The sequence below is a fragment of the Bacilli bacterium genome (genome assembly GCA_035326105.1).
In the GTDB taxonomy this organism is placed as follows: Bacteria; Bacillota_I; Bacilli_A; order RFN20; family CAG-826; genus UBA7706.
Genome location: DAOKYO010000002.1, coordinates 711,197 through 724,314, shown reverse-complemented (window position 1 = coordinate 724,314; position 13,118 = coordinate 711,197). Strand labels below are relative to the sequence as shown.

The 13,118-nt window shown below is 43.3% G+C and carries 13 protein-coding genes and 2 rRNA genes; 12 read left to right on the top strand and 3 right to left on the bottom strand.

What is annotated here, in order from left to right:
* From PKC96_07980 to ffh, 12 genes are all read left to right on the top strand, one after another.
* Positions 1–1,008: ribosomal RNA gene (locus PKC96_07980) — 23S ribosomal RNA — on the top strand; the annotation flags it as partial.
* A 101-nt stretch (positions 1,009–1,109) separates the two neighbouring features.
* A 5S ribosomal RNA gene (gene rrf / locus PKC96_07975) occupies positions 1,110–1,225 on the top strand.
* A gap of 84 nt (positions 1,226–1,309) precedes the next feature.
* Positions 1,310–1,807, top strand: coding sequence for a hypothetical protein (locus PKC96_07970; GenBank protein HMM01238.1), 498 nt, complete (start codon positions 1,310–1,312; stop codon positions 1,805–1,807).
* Positions 1,808–1,938: 131 nt separating this feature from the next.
* A complete protein-coding gene (locus tag PKC96_07965; GenBank protein HMM01237.1) occupies positions 1,939–2,298 on the top strand; it encodes an Asp23/Gls24 family envelope stress response protein in 360 nt (119 codons plus the stop codon).
* Between the two features lie 11 nt (positions 2,299–2,309).
* Positions 2,310–4,031, top strand: coding sequence for a DAK2 domain-containing protein (locus PKC96_07960; protein ID HMM01236.1), 1,722 nt, complete (start codon positions 2,310–2,312; stop codon positions 4,029–4,031).
* Between the two features lie 73 nt (positions 4,032–4,104).
* A complete protein-coding gene (locus PKC96_07955) occupies positions 4,105–6,099 on the top strand; it encodes an ATP-dependent DNA helicase RecG (protein HMM01235.1) in 1,995 nt (664 codons plus the stop codon).
* 53 nt (positions 6,100–6,152) lie between these two features.
* The gene (gene plsX / locus PKC96_07950) at positions 6,153–7,136 is read left to right on the top strand and encodes a phosphate acyltransferase PlsX (protein HMM01234.1); all 984 of its coding nucleotides are present in this window, start codon (positions 6,153–6,155) and stop codon (positions 7,134–7,136) included.
* Positions 7,123–7,797 carry a ribonuclease III gene (gene rnc / locus PKC96_07945; GenBank protein ID HMM01233.1) on the top strand — a complete coding sequence of 225 codons (675 nt, stop codon included), beginning with the start codon at positions 7,123–7,125 and terminating at the stop codon, positions 7,795–7,797. Before plsX ends, rnc begins: the two co-directional genes overlap by 14 nt.
* A gap of 1 nt (position 7,798) precedes the next feature.
* Entirely contained in the window at positions 7,799–8,785 is a 987-nt protein-coding gene (gene ftsY, locus PKC96_07940) for a signal recognition particle-docking protein FtsY (protein HMM01232.1), read from the top strand.
* Positions 8,782–9,039 (top strand): hypothetical protein, encoded by a 258-nt coding sequence (locus tag PKC96_07935; protein ID HMM01231.1) that lies wholly within the window; start codon positions 8,782–8,784, stop codon positions 9,037–9,039. The genes ftsY and PKC96_07935 overlap by 4 nt, the downstream gene beginning before the upstream one ends.
* Positions 9,040–9,048: 9 nt before the next feature.
* The gene (locus tag PKC96_07930) at positions 9,049–9,375 is read left to right on the top strand and encodes a sigma factor-like helix-turn-helix DNA-binding protein (protein ID HMM01230.1); all 327 of its coding nucleotides are present in this window, start codon (positions 9,049–9,051) and stop codon (positions 9,373–9,375) included.
* Positions 9,365–10,696: a signal recognition particle protein gene (gene ffh, locus PKC96_07925; GenBank protein HMM01229.1), complete on the top strand. Its 1,332-nt coding sequence runs from the start codon at positions 9,365–9,367 to the stop codon at positions 10,694–10,696. The genes PKC96_07930 and ffh overlap by 11 nt, the downstream gene beginning before the upstream one ends.
* A gap of 256 nt (positions 10,697–10,952) precedes the next feature.
* Here the strand turns inward: ffh and PKC96_07920 are convergent, their stop codons facing one another.
* The 3 genes from PKC96_07920 to rimM are packed head-to-tail and all read right to left on the bottom strand — an operon-like array spanning position 10,953 to position 13,083.
* Positions 10,953–11,792: an undecaprenyl-diphosphate phosphatase gene (locus PKC96_07920; GenBank protein ID HMM01228.1), complete on the bottom strand. Its 840-nt coding sequence runs from the start codon at positions 11,790–11,792 to the stop codon at positions 10,953–10,955.
* Positions 11,792–12,577, bottom strand: a complete 786-nt coding sequence (trmD, locus tag PKC96_07915; protein ID HMM01227.1) for a tRNA (guanosine(37)-N1)-methyltransferase TrmD — start codon at positions 12,575–12,577, stop codon at positions 11,792–11,794. The genes PKC96_07920 and trmD overlap by 1 nt, the downstream gene beginning before the upstream one ends.
* Positions 12,574–13,083 carry a ribosome maturation factor RimM gene (rimM, locus tag PKC96_07910; protein HMM01226.1) on the bottom strand — a complete coding sequence of 170 codons (510 nt, stop codon included), beginning with the start codon at positions 13,081–13,083 and terminating at the stop codon, positions 12,574–12,576. Before rimM ends, trmD begins: the two co-directional genes overlap by 4 nt.
* Positions 13,084–13,118 lie beyond the last annotated feature (35 nt).

Below are 13,118 nucleotides of genomic sequence, written 5' to 3'. Positions count from 1 at the left end.
AAGCCCCAGTGAACGGCGGCCGTAACTATAACGGTCCTAAGGTAGCGAAATTCCTTGTCAGGTAAATTCTGACGCGCACGAATGGTATAATAATTTGGGCGCTGTCTCGACAGCAGACTCGGTGAAATCTTAATACCTGTGAAGATGCAGGTTACCCGCGACTAGACGGAAAGACCCCATGGAGCTTTACTGTAACTTAATATTGAGTATTCGTATTTCATGCACAGGATAGGTGGGAGACTTTGAAGCTCGGGCTGTGGCCTGAGTGGAGTCAACGTTGGGATACCACTCTTGAATTACGAATATTCTAACCTACGGCCGCAACCGGTCGGGGGACAGTGTTAGGCGGGCAGTTTGACTGGGGCGGTCGCCTCCCAAAATGTAACGGAGGCGCCCCAAGGTACCCTCAGTATGGTTGGAAATCATACTTCGAGTGCAATGGCATAAGGGTGCTTGACTGCGAGAGTTACAACTCGAGCAGGGACGAAAGTCGGGCATAGTGATCCGGCGGTCCTGTGTGGAAAGGCCGTCGCTCAACGGATAAAAGCTACCCTGGGGATAACAGGCTGATCGCGTCCAAGAGTTCACATCGACGACGCGGTTTGGCACCTCGATGTCGGCTCATCACATCCTGGAGGGGCAGTACCTTCCAAGGGTTTGGCTGTTCGCCAATTAAAGTGGTACGCGAGCTGGGTTCAAAACGTCGTGAGACAGTTTGGTCCCTATCTGTCGTGGGCGTAGGAAGTTTGAAAGGATCTGTTCTTAGTACGAGAGGACCGGAATGGACATAGCAATGGTACATCAGTTGTCACGCCAGTGGCATAGCTGGGTAGCTACCTATGGAATGGATAAACGCTGAAAGCATCTAAGCGTGAAGCCAGCCTTAAGATGAGACTTCCCATCCGCAAGGAGTAAGACCCCTAGAAAGTGACTAGGTTGATAGGCCAGAAATGTAAGTGCTGCGAGGCATTCAGTTGACTGGTACTAATAGGTCGAGGACTTAAAATCGTAAGATTTATGAGTTTTACAAGATAAAATTTGGGTTTGATACGGAAGAACGTGTTGAAATAATATTCAGTTTTCAGAGAACAAGTGCTCTCTAGAAAAAGTCTGGTGGTGATGGCGCGGTGGACACACCTGTTCCCATCTCGAACACAGAAGTTAAGCACCGTAGTGGTGAAGGTATCATGACACATTGGCATGAGAGAATAGCGAGCTGCCGGGCTTTTTCTTTTTTAGGGGCTTTTTGCCTCTTTTTTTAAACTTATTTATAGTCGTTATTAGTCTTTATTTGTTATACTATCACCGTATGGAACTGATCGGATATAAGTCGAGGAAAGGCGCATTAGTATATTCCTTGGCATTGTTAGTTATAGTTATTATCTTTTTTTTGGTAACGGGATTGATAAGTATTTCATCTAGTTCCGATGTTTTTACGGAAATGACCCTGTGGTTAGTTCTGATGGGAATTGTTTTCGTTTGGTTTATATGGATGCTGTTTTCATACATTCTTCTTCCGCGTGTTTTGCTTCTTTTTCAAGATAAAACAATAACTATTTATTCGCTCTTTAAGCGTAGCAAAAAGATTAATTTGAATGAGGTGGTTTCAATTTCTATTTTGCCTTCAATTTTTCCCTTTCACCCGCGATCCGCCAATTTGGTGATAGCCACTAAAGGCGAAGGCTCATTTGTCATAAGCTATTTAAAGGACATAAATAAGATTTCTTCCGTCTTGAATCAGAAGCTTGAAAACCACATTATTTCCAATTCGGATCAATATTTTTCTTTTGATGATCGGAAGCGTTAATTGACAAAAGCGTCAATATTAACCAATGGTTTACTACATGACAGTTAATTCTTTGTTTTTTATACTACATGTAGTATAATTCATACAGTATTTGCTATTTGTATAGCAAATTTAGAGGAGGATTCTTCAAAATGGCGATAGATAAGTTAACTCCGTACGGAGGAATTAACATATCAATTGAAGCAGTTGCCTCGGTAGCGGCGGAGGCCGCACTTGGTTGCTATGGCGTAGTTGGTTTAACCAAAAAAGATGAATCTCTGGTCGATAATATTAATGTGCTTTTAAAAAGGGAGAACTTTACCGAGGGCGTTGAAGCCCGCCGCACCCGTGATGGGTATGTGGTTGATATATATGTTATCTTAGCTTATGGAGTCAAAATTACGGAGATTGTTGCGGAAATACAGAAGCGGGTCAAGTATGTACTTGAACAAACTTTTGACATCCGCTTTTTTGCAATCAACGTTTACATTCAAGGCATTAAGGTAATGTAGGCGGAGGAATTATGAAAGAAATCAATGGTACTACACTGAAACAAATGATTATTTCCGGGGCCAATAATTTATACAATAATTACCCGGCGATTGATGCTTTAAATGTTTTTCCGGTTCCGGACGGGGACACGGGAATGAATATGAATTTAACCATCTCAAGCGGAGCGAAAGAAATTGCAAATCGCAACGATGTCGACGTATTTGAAATTGCAAAGGCTTTTTCCAAGGGCTTGTTGATGGGGGCCCGGGGAAACTCGGGAGTCATTACAAGTCAAATTTTTCGGGGATTTGCAAAGTCACTTGAAGGCAAAAAAACAATTCGCCCGGTTGATTTTGCTGAGGCTTGGATTAGCGGTAAAGAAGTGGCATATAAAGCGGTTATGCGCCCGGTTGAAGGAACAATTTTAACGGTGGTTCGTGAATCGGCGCAGGCCTTGGCGGATGTCGTCAATAACGATTGGTCAATCGAGAAATGCATGAAATTTCTTATTGAAGAGGCAAAGGCTTCATTAGAAAGAACTCCCGATTTGCTTCCGATTTTAAAAGAGGTCGGAGTTGTCGATAGCGGTGGTGCCGGACTGGTTACCATTCTTGAAGGCATGCAGTCGGGACTTTTAGGCAACATCATTCAAAAGAGTCAGGCCACTGCGGTAGAAGAAGCCCCCAAACAGGCTCCGGCGATGGCGGGAGCCAAGGTCGAAGGAGATGAATTTGGATATTGTACTGAATTTATCATGCGTTTAGGGCCGGAGGATAGCAAACGGCCTTTTGTTGAAAAACGCTTCAGCAATGTTTTGAACAGTCATGGAAATTCAATTGTCATTGTTCGCGATGACGATATTGTCAAGGTTCATATCCACACGCTCAGCCCAGGAAATGTTCTTTCATATGCCCAACAATTCGGCGAATTTGTTACGTTGAAAGTTGAGAACATGAGTGAACAGCATAATCATTTGGAACAGGGAGCGGAAAAGCTGAGCGGCAAGGCACATCCGAAGGTTAAGCAAGACGACAGTTTAAACTTGCATAAAACTCATTCCAAGGTTGAGAAAAAGGAAGAATTGAAAGAGTACGCGCTTATTGCGGTGGCGGCCGGGGATGGACTGGAGGAACTTTTTAAACAATATCGCGTCGATTATGTGGTTAAGGGTGGTCAGACCATGAATCCGTCAACGGAGGATTTCATGGAAGCTATCCGTAATGTCAAAGCTAAAAATATCTATATTTTACCCAATAATAGCAATATCATTATGGCGGCGGCTCAGGCATGTGATGTCTTGGAGGAAAATAGCGGATCGATTGCTAAGGTTATTCCAAGCAAGACGATTCCTCAGGGCTTGGTGGCGGCGATGAACTTCAATCCGGATGTTTCGCCAGAAGAGAACTTCCACGAGATGAGCGCGGCGCTTACAACCGTCAAAACCGGCTTGGTGACCTATGCCACCAAAGATACGACTATCGACGGCTTAAGCGTCCGTAAAAACGATTTTATGGGTATCCAGGATAAGAAGATAGTCCTCTGTGGCCGCAATCTTATCGATGCGACTTATAATCTGGTAAAAGGTATGATAGACGATCTTTCATCCATCGTCACAATTATCGTGGGCGAGGACGTAAAAGATAAGGATAAAGAGCAATTGATTTCTCGACTGGAATCCGAAAATCCCGATGTCGAGTTTGCCGTCGAAACGGGCGGACAACCGGTCTATTATTTTATTGTTGGTGTCGAATAATAATTAGGGAGATGATTCTCCCTTTTTCTTTTTTATAATTGAGTGATCGGGTAATAAAACATATAATTTACATATGGATAAATTAACTAGCAGCGATCGGATTAAAGAAGCATTAACCAAGATGGGCATCGAGTCCTTTTACGATGTGATCTATCATTTGCCCCGCGCCTATGATAGTTTTTTTGTCACCGAGGAAACGAATTTAAAACCTAAAGAGCGCGTGGTGCTTGTCGGTCGGATAGCCGGAGTTCCAACTTTTGCCCGGCATGACCGAATCACAATCGTTTCCTTTCCCTTTGTAACGGAGAAAAAACACTATTATCGAATAGTGGCTTTCAACCGACCTTATCTGCTAAAAACCATAAAAATGGGGGATATTTACACTTTAGTTGGGTCTTTTAATCAATTTAAAAACGAAATTAATTTACAGACGATAGTTCGCGGAGAAATGGATGATAATCATCGTCTGCGCCCCGTTTACTCGCTGCCTATGAGTCTATCTAATTTTGAATTTATTCGCTTGGTGGAAAAGAGCTTTACGCATATAAATCACCATATTGATGATTATTTGCCGGCCCAAATTGCCGAAAAATACCACTTCTTTAGTGAAGAAGAGTCATTGAAAAGGATTCATTTTCCACGGACCCACGAGGATATAAGATTAGGACTGAGACGTTTAAAATATGAAGAAGCACTGTTGTTTTCATTAAAAACCGGGCTTATTCGTGAAGAAAACAAAGCTTTGGCTAAGACCAATAAGCAGCCGATACCCCTCAAGGAAGTTAATCGGATAGTGACCGCACTTCCCTATCATTTAACGGGTGATCAACTGAAGGCAATTCGGGAAATAATTTTGGACATGAATGAAACACCGCTTATGTATCGACTGCTTCAAGGCGATGTGGGGACCGGCAAGACCTTGGTGGCGGCGATTGCCCTTTATGCCAACTTTCTTCGCCATGACCAAGGGGTGTTGCTTGTGCCTACAGATATTCTGGCGCGCCAACACTATAACTTCTTGCAAAAACTTCTCGCTCCGTTTGCCGTCCGCGTGTCTTTATTAATTGGCAGTCTTACGCTTGAAGAGAAGAATCGGCAGCATAAGAGAATCGAAGCGGGGGAAGTTGATGTCGTTGTCGGAACGCATGCGCTTTTTTCCGAAGGCGTAAATTATCATTCGCTTGGCCTGGCCATCATTGATGAGCAACACCGATTTGGGGTTAATCAACGACAGTCTTTGGCCGGTAAAGGTGATCATACCGATTTGCTCTTAATGTCGGCGACACCAATCCCAAGGACCTTGTCATTGACGATATACGGCGACCTGGATGTAACGACACTGAAGGAATTTCCCGGGGCCAAAAGAAACATAGTGACTCAAATAACGGATAATTCAGATCCGAATATCTTCGTTCAAGTTCATCGGGCCATAGTTGACGATAATCAGATTTTCGTAATTGCCCCCCGTATTGAAAACGCTTCCGGAAAAGATGAATTAAATTCAACCGAAGAAATATATCGTCTATATGCGAAAGAGTTCGGTGATGAAGTGGTGATGGTTCATGGACAGATGAACGATGAAGAAAAAAATCTATCCTTTGCTGCCTTTAGCCAAAAAAAATCTCATATACTGGTGGCCACCAGCATTGTTGAAGTCGGAATTGATGTTCCTAATGCGACTTTAATGATAGTTTATTCCCCCGAAAACTTCGGCTTGGCAAGTTTGCATCAATTGCGCGGGCGAATTGGTAGAAGAGGACAAAAAGCGACTTGCCTCCTGGTTGCCAGCAATCAGGACGACGAGCGTTTGAAGGCGCTAGAAGCTAGTAACGACGGCTTTAAAATTGCCGAGGAAGACCTGCGGCTTCGGGGACCGGGACAAATGGAGGGAACACGCCAAAGTGGTCTCCCGGATTTTGCGTATCTGAACCTTGTCCAAGACTTTAAAATAATTGAAGCCGCCCATGAGGATGCCAAGCAAATCTTAAACGCGGATGACAGGGAAAATACAAAAATAATCGCCCGCGCACAAACGGAAATTATTCGCAATACTTTTACTAACGTCTAAAGGTTTTTCATTTTTTGTGGCTATGGTAAAATAGAAAGGCACGAGGTGAATTTATGAAAATAGTCGTGGATATGATGGGCTCTGATTTAGGTAGTTCTGCCACCTGTCAGGGGGTTGAACTGTTTATAAAAAGCCATCCGGATGTGGAACTCATATGCGTTGGAAAAGAAACGGAATTGAGTTCGCTGATTGGAAAAGTAAAAATTATTAACGCTCCCGATGTCGTTTTGATGACGGCAGGAGCAATGGAAGTTCTTAGAGCAAAAAACTCTTCGATGATGGTGGCGATAAATGAAGCGCTTAAACAAGATGCGGATGCAATTGTCAGCGCCGGCTCAACGGGCGGCTTTCTTTCGGCAACCACTTTAAAGATAAAGTTGATTGAGGGAGTTGAAAGAGCGGCGATTGTATCTCCTTTTCCGACGGCAATTAAAGGTCAGAAAGCCGCGGTGTTAGACATAGGGGCTTCTAACGAAAATACGGCCGATCAGTTGGTTCAATTCGCGCTTATGGGACGTATCTATGCTCGGGCCGTTTTTAAGAAGGAAGAGCCGGCGGTCTATCTTTTAAGCAATGGTTCAGAAGACGAAAAAGGCACGCCGGAGATTAAGGAAGCCCACCGGAAACTTAAGGAGATGGATTTTCCGGGCTTTAAGGGAAATGTCGAGGCCCGAGAAGCACTTGACGGTCGTGCGGATGTAATCGTAACCGGGGGTTTTGCCGGGAATATTTTCTTAAAGGCAACCGAAGGCATTGCCAAAATGATGAGTTCAATGATTAAGAAAGCCTTTAAAAAATCGCTCGCCAGTAAAATCGGCTACTTATTATCGAGAAAAGGCTTTAAAGAAATGAGCCAAACGATGGATTATAAATCAACCGGAGGGGCAATGCTTCTGGGGATTAATATGGTGGCGGTTAAAGCGCACGGCAACAGTGATGCGATTGGGTTTAACGGGGGACTAGAAGTCGCCTATAAGATGGCATCGGCGAAAATTGTCGAGCAGTTGAAAGAGGGAATCCGTAATGAAGGACGTTAAGACTTTACTTGAGCACCTGAAAATTACCCCTCACAACTTAGAAAATTATGAATTGGCTTTGACTCATCCCTCTAAAAATGGCGATCGGAACATCCGCCACCATGACTATGAGCGTTTGGAATTTATTGGGGATGCCGTTATCGGTCTTGTCGTAGCTGAACTCGCCTTCACAAGAAGAGGCGATTTGAGCCAGGGCCTGATGAGCAAAATGCGTTCGCAATTAGTTAATACGCAGGCATTGGCAAAGCACGCAAAAAGACTTTATCTCGATCAATATATCGTGTTGGGAAATTCATTGAACGGTACGGTTACCGATCACATTCTTGAGGATGTTTTCGAGGCCTTCACCGGAGCGATATATCTCGATCAGGGATTTGCCGTGGCTCATGACTATTTGGAAGATAAATTTGTCAACGAAGTCGTGCACTTTGACGTCGGTAAAGTCCGCGATTATAAGTCGGCTCTTCAAGAGGCGATGCAGGCCGAACATCGGCAGGCAATAAAATATGAAGCTAAGGTTGAAGGCCCTTCGCATGCGCCTGTTTACTCGGTGGAAGTCATCTATAGCGACACAATTTTAGGACGGGGAAAAGGGACAACCAAAAAGGCGGCCGAACAGGAAGCCGCCTGTGATGCCTTGAAAAAGATGGCTAGGGTATAACATGGGATTATTTAATTTTTTAAAAAGTAAATTTGACGGAAAAAAACAAAAGAACGATGCGCGAAAGTATGTTGTCGGAATGCAAAAATCACGCTCGGGGTTTGGTGACCGCTTAAAAAGTTTGGCCGGCCGTTACAAAAATATCAACGATGCATATTTTGATGAATTGGCAGAGATATTAATCGAAGCCGATGTGGGAACCAAACTTACGTTCTCAATCATTGAGGCGACACGGCAAGAAGCTCAAAAGGAAAAAATAAGTGATCCCCGGACAATAAATGAACTCATCGTCGACAAGATGTTTATCAGTTATGTCCAAACGGGAGGATCGATTGTCAATGAGATTGAATTTGCCCTGAACGAAACAAAGGTTTTGATGATGGTGGGAGTAAACGGAGTCGGCAAAACGACGACGATTGCTAAACTGGCTCATCGTTACCAGGCACAAGGTAAAAAAGTGATGCTGGCGGCGGCGGATACGTTTCGCGCGGGAGCGATCGAACAACTTAAGGTGTGGGCCGACCGCCTTCATTTGCCGATTGTCACCGGTAAAGATGGAGTTGATCCGGCAAGCGTTGTCTACGATGCGGTGATGGCTGCGCAAAAAGAAAAAATTGATTTGCTGATAGTCGATACCGCCGGCCGTCTTCAAACAAAAGCCAACCTGATGGCGGAGTTAAGCAAAATGCGCCGCGTGATCAGTAAGGAGATGCCGAGCGAACCATCGGAGGTATTTCTTGTGATTGACGCCACAACCGGTCAAAACGGCGTAATTCAGGCGAAAGCATTCGCCGAAGCCACCGGAATTACGGGTATTGTAATCACAAAGATGGACGGTACGGCAAAAGGTGGTATTATTTTAGCCATCCGGGATGAACTCGGAATTCCCGTTCGTTTCATCGGTCTCGGGGAAGGAATGGACGATTTAACCGAATTTGATTTAGACCAATATTTATATGGTCTATGTTTAGGAGATGATACTCAATGATAGTTTCTTTTTTAATTTCTTTAGCGATAGTTATCGGCATCAATGCGGTGGTAACTATTATCATGGGCCTGGTAGGAGCGCCGCTTTACATTGTTTTGATCGCGTCCTCTTTAGCCATTGCTTTTTTCTTTGCCATGATAAACTTCCGGCATGCTCCCGGGGGACGACTGAAGAATCCGGCTTTTCATCGTTATTTCGTTACTAATTTTATATTTTTGCTTGTCATAAACTATATTTTTAATTTTTTAATATAAAGGAATCATATGGCATCACTAGAGGAGACAATTTATATTAATCGCCTGCTTGATATTTACGGAACTCTTTTATCACCCGCGCAGCGCGAGATTATGGTTGATTATTTTGAGTACAACCTGTCATTAAGCGAGATTGCGGAAAATCGTTCCTCCAGCCGAACCGCCGTGAGCGATGCGATACGAAAAGGCGGCAAAAAACTCGCATATTATGAGGACCAACTGCATATTTTAAAAGAAAAAGCAGAAGTGGCCTTACTATTAAAAAAAATAAAGGAAAATGGGGTTGAAGAAAGCGTTATTGAACAGATTGAGAGGATAATTAATCATGGCCTTTGATAATTTAAGTGATCGTTTAAAGGGAATTATTAAGTCGTTGAAAGGACAATCACGGCTTACTGAAAGCAATATGGACGCGATGCTGAAAGAGATTCAAATGGCTCTTTTGGAAGCGGATGTTAATTTTAAAGTGGTTCGTGAGTTTATCGCTTCAATTAAGGAGAAAGCCTTAGGAGCGAAGGTACTCGAAGAACTTAATCCATCGCAGACGGTGGTAAAAATCGTCCGGGAAGAATTGATAGCTCTTTTCGGTGAGGATGTAAGTGGCTTCAGCTATAAAAGTCATCCTTCCGTCGTTATGCTCGTAGGTCTTCAGGGAACAGGTAAAACCACCACCGCCGGAAAAATCGCCAAATACATGCGAACGGACGATAAGAAAAATCCGCTTCTTGTTGCCGCGGATATATATCGTCCGGCGGCTATCGATCAGTTACGGACCATTGCCGGTGACAATCAACTGCCGTTTTTTACTCTTGGTGACAAAGTCAAGCCGGAAGATATCGCGATAAAAGCTTTAGAAAAGGCCAAAGAAGAAAAATACGATGCGGTGATTATCGACACGGCCGGTCGGCTCCATATTGATGATCAACTCATGGATGAACTTAAAGAAATCAAAAATCGCACCCATCCGGATGAAATTCTCCTTTTGGTAGATGCCATGAGCGGACAAGATGCGGTCAACACCGCGCTTGCCTTTTATGAAAAAGTGGGAGTAACCGGCGTTATTATGAGCAAACTTGATGGTGATGCTCGCGGAGGTGCCGCTCTTAGCATTCGAAAATTAACCGGAGTACCGGTAAAGTTTATTGGTACGGGCGAAAAAATCGATGATTTAGAGGCCTTCCACCCTGAACGGATGGTTGATCGCATTTTGGGAATGGGCGATGTCGTCACTCTTATTGAACAGGCGCAAAAGAAGATTGACGAGAAGGAAGCTAAAAAGACCGCCAATCGAATGATGAAAGGCGAATTTGATCTTAACGATATGCTGGCTCAACTGAAGCAGTTAAATAAACTGGGCTCTTTAGGGGGAATTTTAAAATTAATTCCCGGGATGCCTAAGATTTCGCCCGAACAACAGGCGACGGCGGAAAAAGAAATGAAGAATATGGAAACTATTATCAATTCAATGACGCCGGAAGAGCGAGCCCACCCGGATATTCTTCGTAATTCCCGTAAAGTGAGGATTGCCAAGGGAGCGGGTAAAACCAGTGCGGATATTAATCGGGTAATTAAGAAATGGGAGCAGAGCAAAGAGATGATGAAGATGATGAAAAATTACCAAAAGGGAGGAAAAATCCCACCCGGAGGAATGTTCTGATTATTCATAAGTGGTGGCAACACCACTTTTTTTATAAAAAAGGCCCGATTAGGGGCCGAGGAAACTGCCACGAACGGCAGCACATTTAGGGAGTTTTCTCATCGAGAATTCAGATGTGCCCAAAGGCTCCTCAAAGAGGCTCCACTCAAATTAGTAAAATTAATAAAGCCAAAAAACAATACGGGATTTTTTTACTGAAAAAAAGGCTTGTTGCTACAATAACACAAGCCTATAAAAATATCAATATCTCTTTTATTTAGGCAATGGCTACAAAGTAATAAACAATCGTAAAAAGCGAAATCGCAAACATATAATAAGCAAAGTAGGGATACTGTTTGGTTGAGAACCGCTTAAATATATATTTCAAGGCTAAAAGCGTAAAGATGAATGCCGCGACCATTCCCGTGATGTATAGGGGAATTTGACTGCTGCCGGCAAGGTCGGAAAGATTGTCAAGAGAAAAAACAAAACTTCCCAAAGCGACGGGGATAAAAAGCAAAAAGGCAAATTCTTTGGCGTGGTTATCATCGAGGCCGGCAATTTTGGCGCCGCTCATTGTAATGCCGCTTCGCGAAATGCCCGGCATTACGCCAATACATTGAAATAAACCGGCGATAAAAGTATTTTTCCATGTATAAGTTGCTTGCCCGGGTTTTTTAAAAAGAAAGCTTACGGCTAGAAGAATTAGGCCCGTGACGGCAAAATCAATACCGATAAAAAGTAGGTTTCCAAAGATGGAGGCAACTTTGTCTTCCAAAAAGACACCGACGACGGCTACGGGAATGGAAGCGACTACTAAATAAATAAAAGTCATAAAGTCGGGTTTGGATAGCGAACGCTTCGCGCTGTCGTGGGTAAAAAGATAAGTGAATACCCCTTTGATAAGCCGAATGATAATTGGCCACATAAAAATAATGAGAGCCAGTAAAGAGGCAAAGTGGAGAAAAACGGTGAATACTTCTAACTGGTTGCCTGAAAATTGAATTTGCAGAAGACTTTCAGCCAGAGCCAAATGACCCGAACTGCTGATAGGTAAAATTTCGGCCACACCTTGTACAAGGCCCAAGATAAAGTACTTAATATATTCTAGAAACATTACTTGCTGTCCTCTTTCTTAATAAATTTATGGCCCTTGGCAACGGCTTCTTTTTCCCAATCGCCAACTTCATTATCATCAATTTCTTGAAGCAATTTGCGCTCACTTTTATTGAGAGAATACGCTTTGAATAGATCCGGTCGTAATAACCGGGTTCTTCGAAGAGCCTCTTTTTTTCGCCATTTGGCAATAGCCGTGTGATTGCCGGAGTAGAGAATGTCAGGAATTTGGTTGCCGTCATAATCGAATGGCTCCGTAAATTGCGGATATTCCAGCAATCCATTTTCAAAAGTTTCTTCGGTGGTCGAATCTTCGCTTATTGCCCCTTCAAGCAAGCGGATAACCGCATCGCTGACCGCCACCGCTCCGATTTCCCCCCCGGTAAGAATGTAATCGCCGATTGAAATGGTTCCATCGATATAATGGTTGATGCGATCATCGATACCTTCATAATGTCCGCAGATGAGTATTAAATGCGAAACCATGGTTAATTCATGGGCAAATGACTGATTGAAAGTTTTACCGGTCGGAGCGAGGAGATATACTTTGCAGTCCAAGGTCTTAACCGCCTTAAGGGCATCAACTAAAGGTTGCATTTTCATTATTAGTCCCGCTCCGCCCCCGACAGGAGCGCTGTCAACCCGCCCATACCGATCTTTTGTAAAATCACGGATATTGACGATGTTAATATCGATAATACCTTTAGCCTTTGCTCTTTTTATGATCGAATTATCAAAAAAAGGGGATATCATTTCGGGAAACAACGTTAAAACAGTGATTTTCATAACAGGCCTTCAAGGACATGTATGGTGATTTGTCCGTTGGTTAAATCCACTTTCTTTATAAAAGCTTCGACAAAGGGAACGAAAAAATCCTTATTGCCTTCGCGGCTTACGCGGAGGGTTTTGTAGGCCGAATATTCCTCAATTCGCTTTACTTTACCAAGAAGATTCCCGCGCTCGTCTATAACGGATAAGCCAAGTAAATCGCCAAAGAAGAATCCTCCATCCGGCAAAATGTCTTTTTGCTTTAAAGCGTGTAGCTCAAGACCGATCAATTTTTCGGCTTCTTCAATGGAATTGATCTCTTTAAACGTTATAATTTCAAGCGCTCCGTCAAGAAGGCGCTTTTCAACGGTAAGGGCTTGATGAGTATCGCTCTCAGGATGATATAAATATAATTTATTCCCTGTCTGAAAACGAAAATCGCGAAAATCAGAAGTGGGATAAATGCGTACTTCCCCCTTTAGACCGCGGGTTTTAATAATCGAACCGACTTTAACATATTCCATAAAACTAACCTCGTGACAATTATAGCAAAAAAAAT

Excerpts from the sequence above, each read along its gene's own strand:
- rimM (HMM01226.1), bottom strand. The coding sequence starts at position 13,083 with ATGGAATATGTTAAAGTCGGTTCGATTATTAAAACCCGCGGTCTAAAG.
- PKC96_07965 (HMM01237.1), top strand. The coding sequence starts at position 1,939 with ATGGCGATAGATAAGTTAACTCCGTACGGAGGAATTAACATATCAATT.
- plsX (HMM01234.1), top strand. The coding sequence starts at position 6,153 with ATGAAAATAGTCGTGGATATGATGGGCTCTGATTTAGGTAGTTCTGCC.
- PKC96_07955 (HMM01235.1), top strand. The coding sequence starts at position 4,105 with ATGGATAAATTAACTAGCAGCGATCGGATTAAAGAAGCATTAACCAAG.
- PKC96_07970 (HMM01238.1), top strand. The coding sequence starts at position 1,310 with ATGGAACTGATCGGATATAAGTCGAGGAAAGGCGCATTAGTATATTCC.
- ffh (HMM01229.1), top strand. The coding sequence starts at position 9,365 with ATGGCCTTTGATAATTTAAGTGATCGTTTAAAGGGAATTATTAAGTCG.
- PKC96_07935 (HMM01231.1), top strand. The coding sequence starts at position 8,782 with ATGATAGTTTCTTTTTTAATTTCTTTAGCGATAGTTATCGGCATCAAT.
- PKC96_07920 (HMM01228.1), bottom strand. The coding sequence starts at position 11,792 with ATGTTTCTAGAATATATTAAGTACTTTATCTTGGGCCTTGTACAAGGT.
- PKC96_07930 (HMM01230.1), top strand. The coding sequence starts at position 9,049 with ATGGCATCACTAGAGGAGACAATTTATATTAATCGCCTGCTTGATATT.
- trmD (HMM01227.1), bottom strand. The coding sequence starts at position 12,577 with ATGAAAATCACTGTTTTAACGTTGTTTCCCGAAATGATATCCCCTTTT.
- rnc (HMM01233.1), top strand. The coding sequence starts at position 7,123 with ATGAAGGACGTTAAGACTTTACTTGAGCACCTGAAAATTACCCCTCAC.
- ftsY (HMM01232.1), top strand. The coding sequence starts at position 7,799 with ATGGGATTATTTAATTTTTTAAAAAGTAAATTTGACGGAAAAAAACAA.
- PKC96_07960 (HMM01236.1), top strand. The coding sequence starts at position 2,310 with ATGAAAGAAATCAATGGTACTACACTGAAACAAATGATTATTTCCGGG.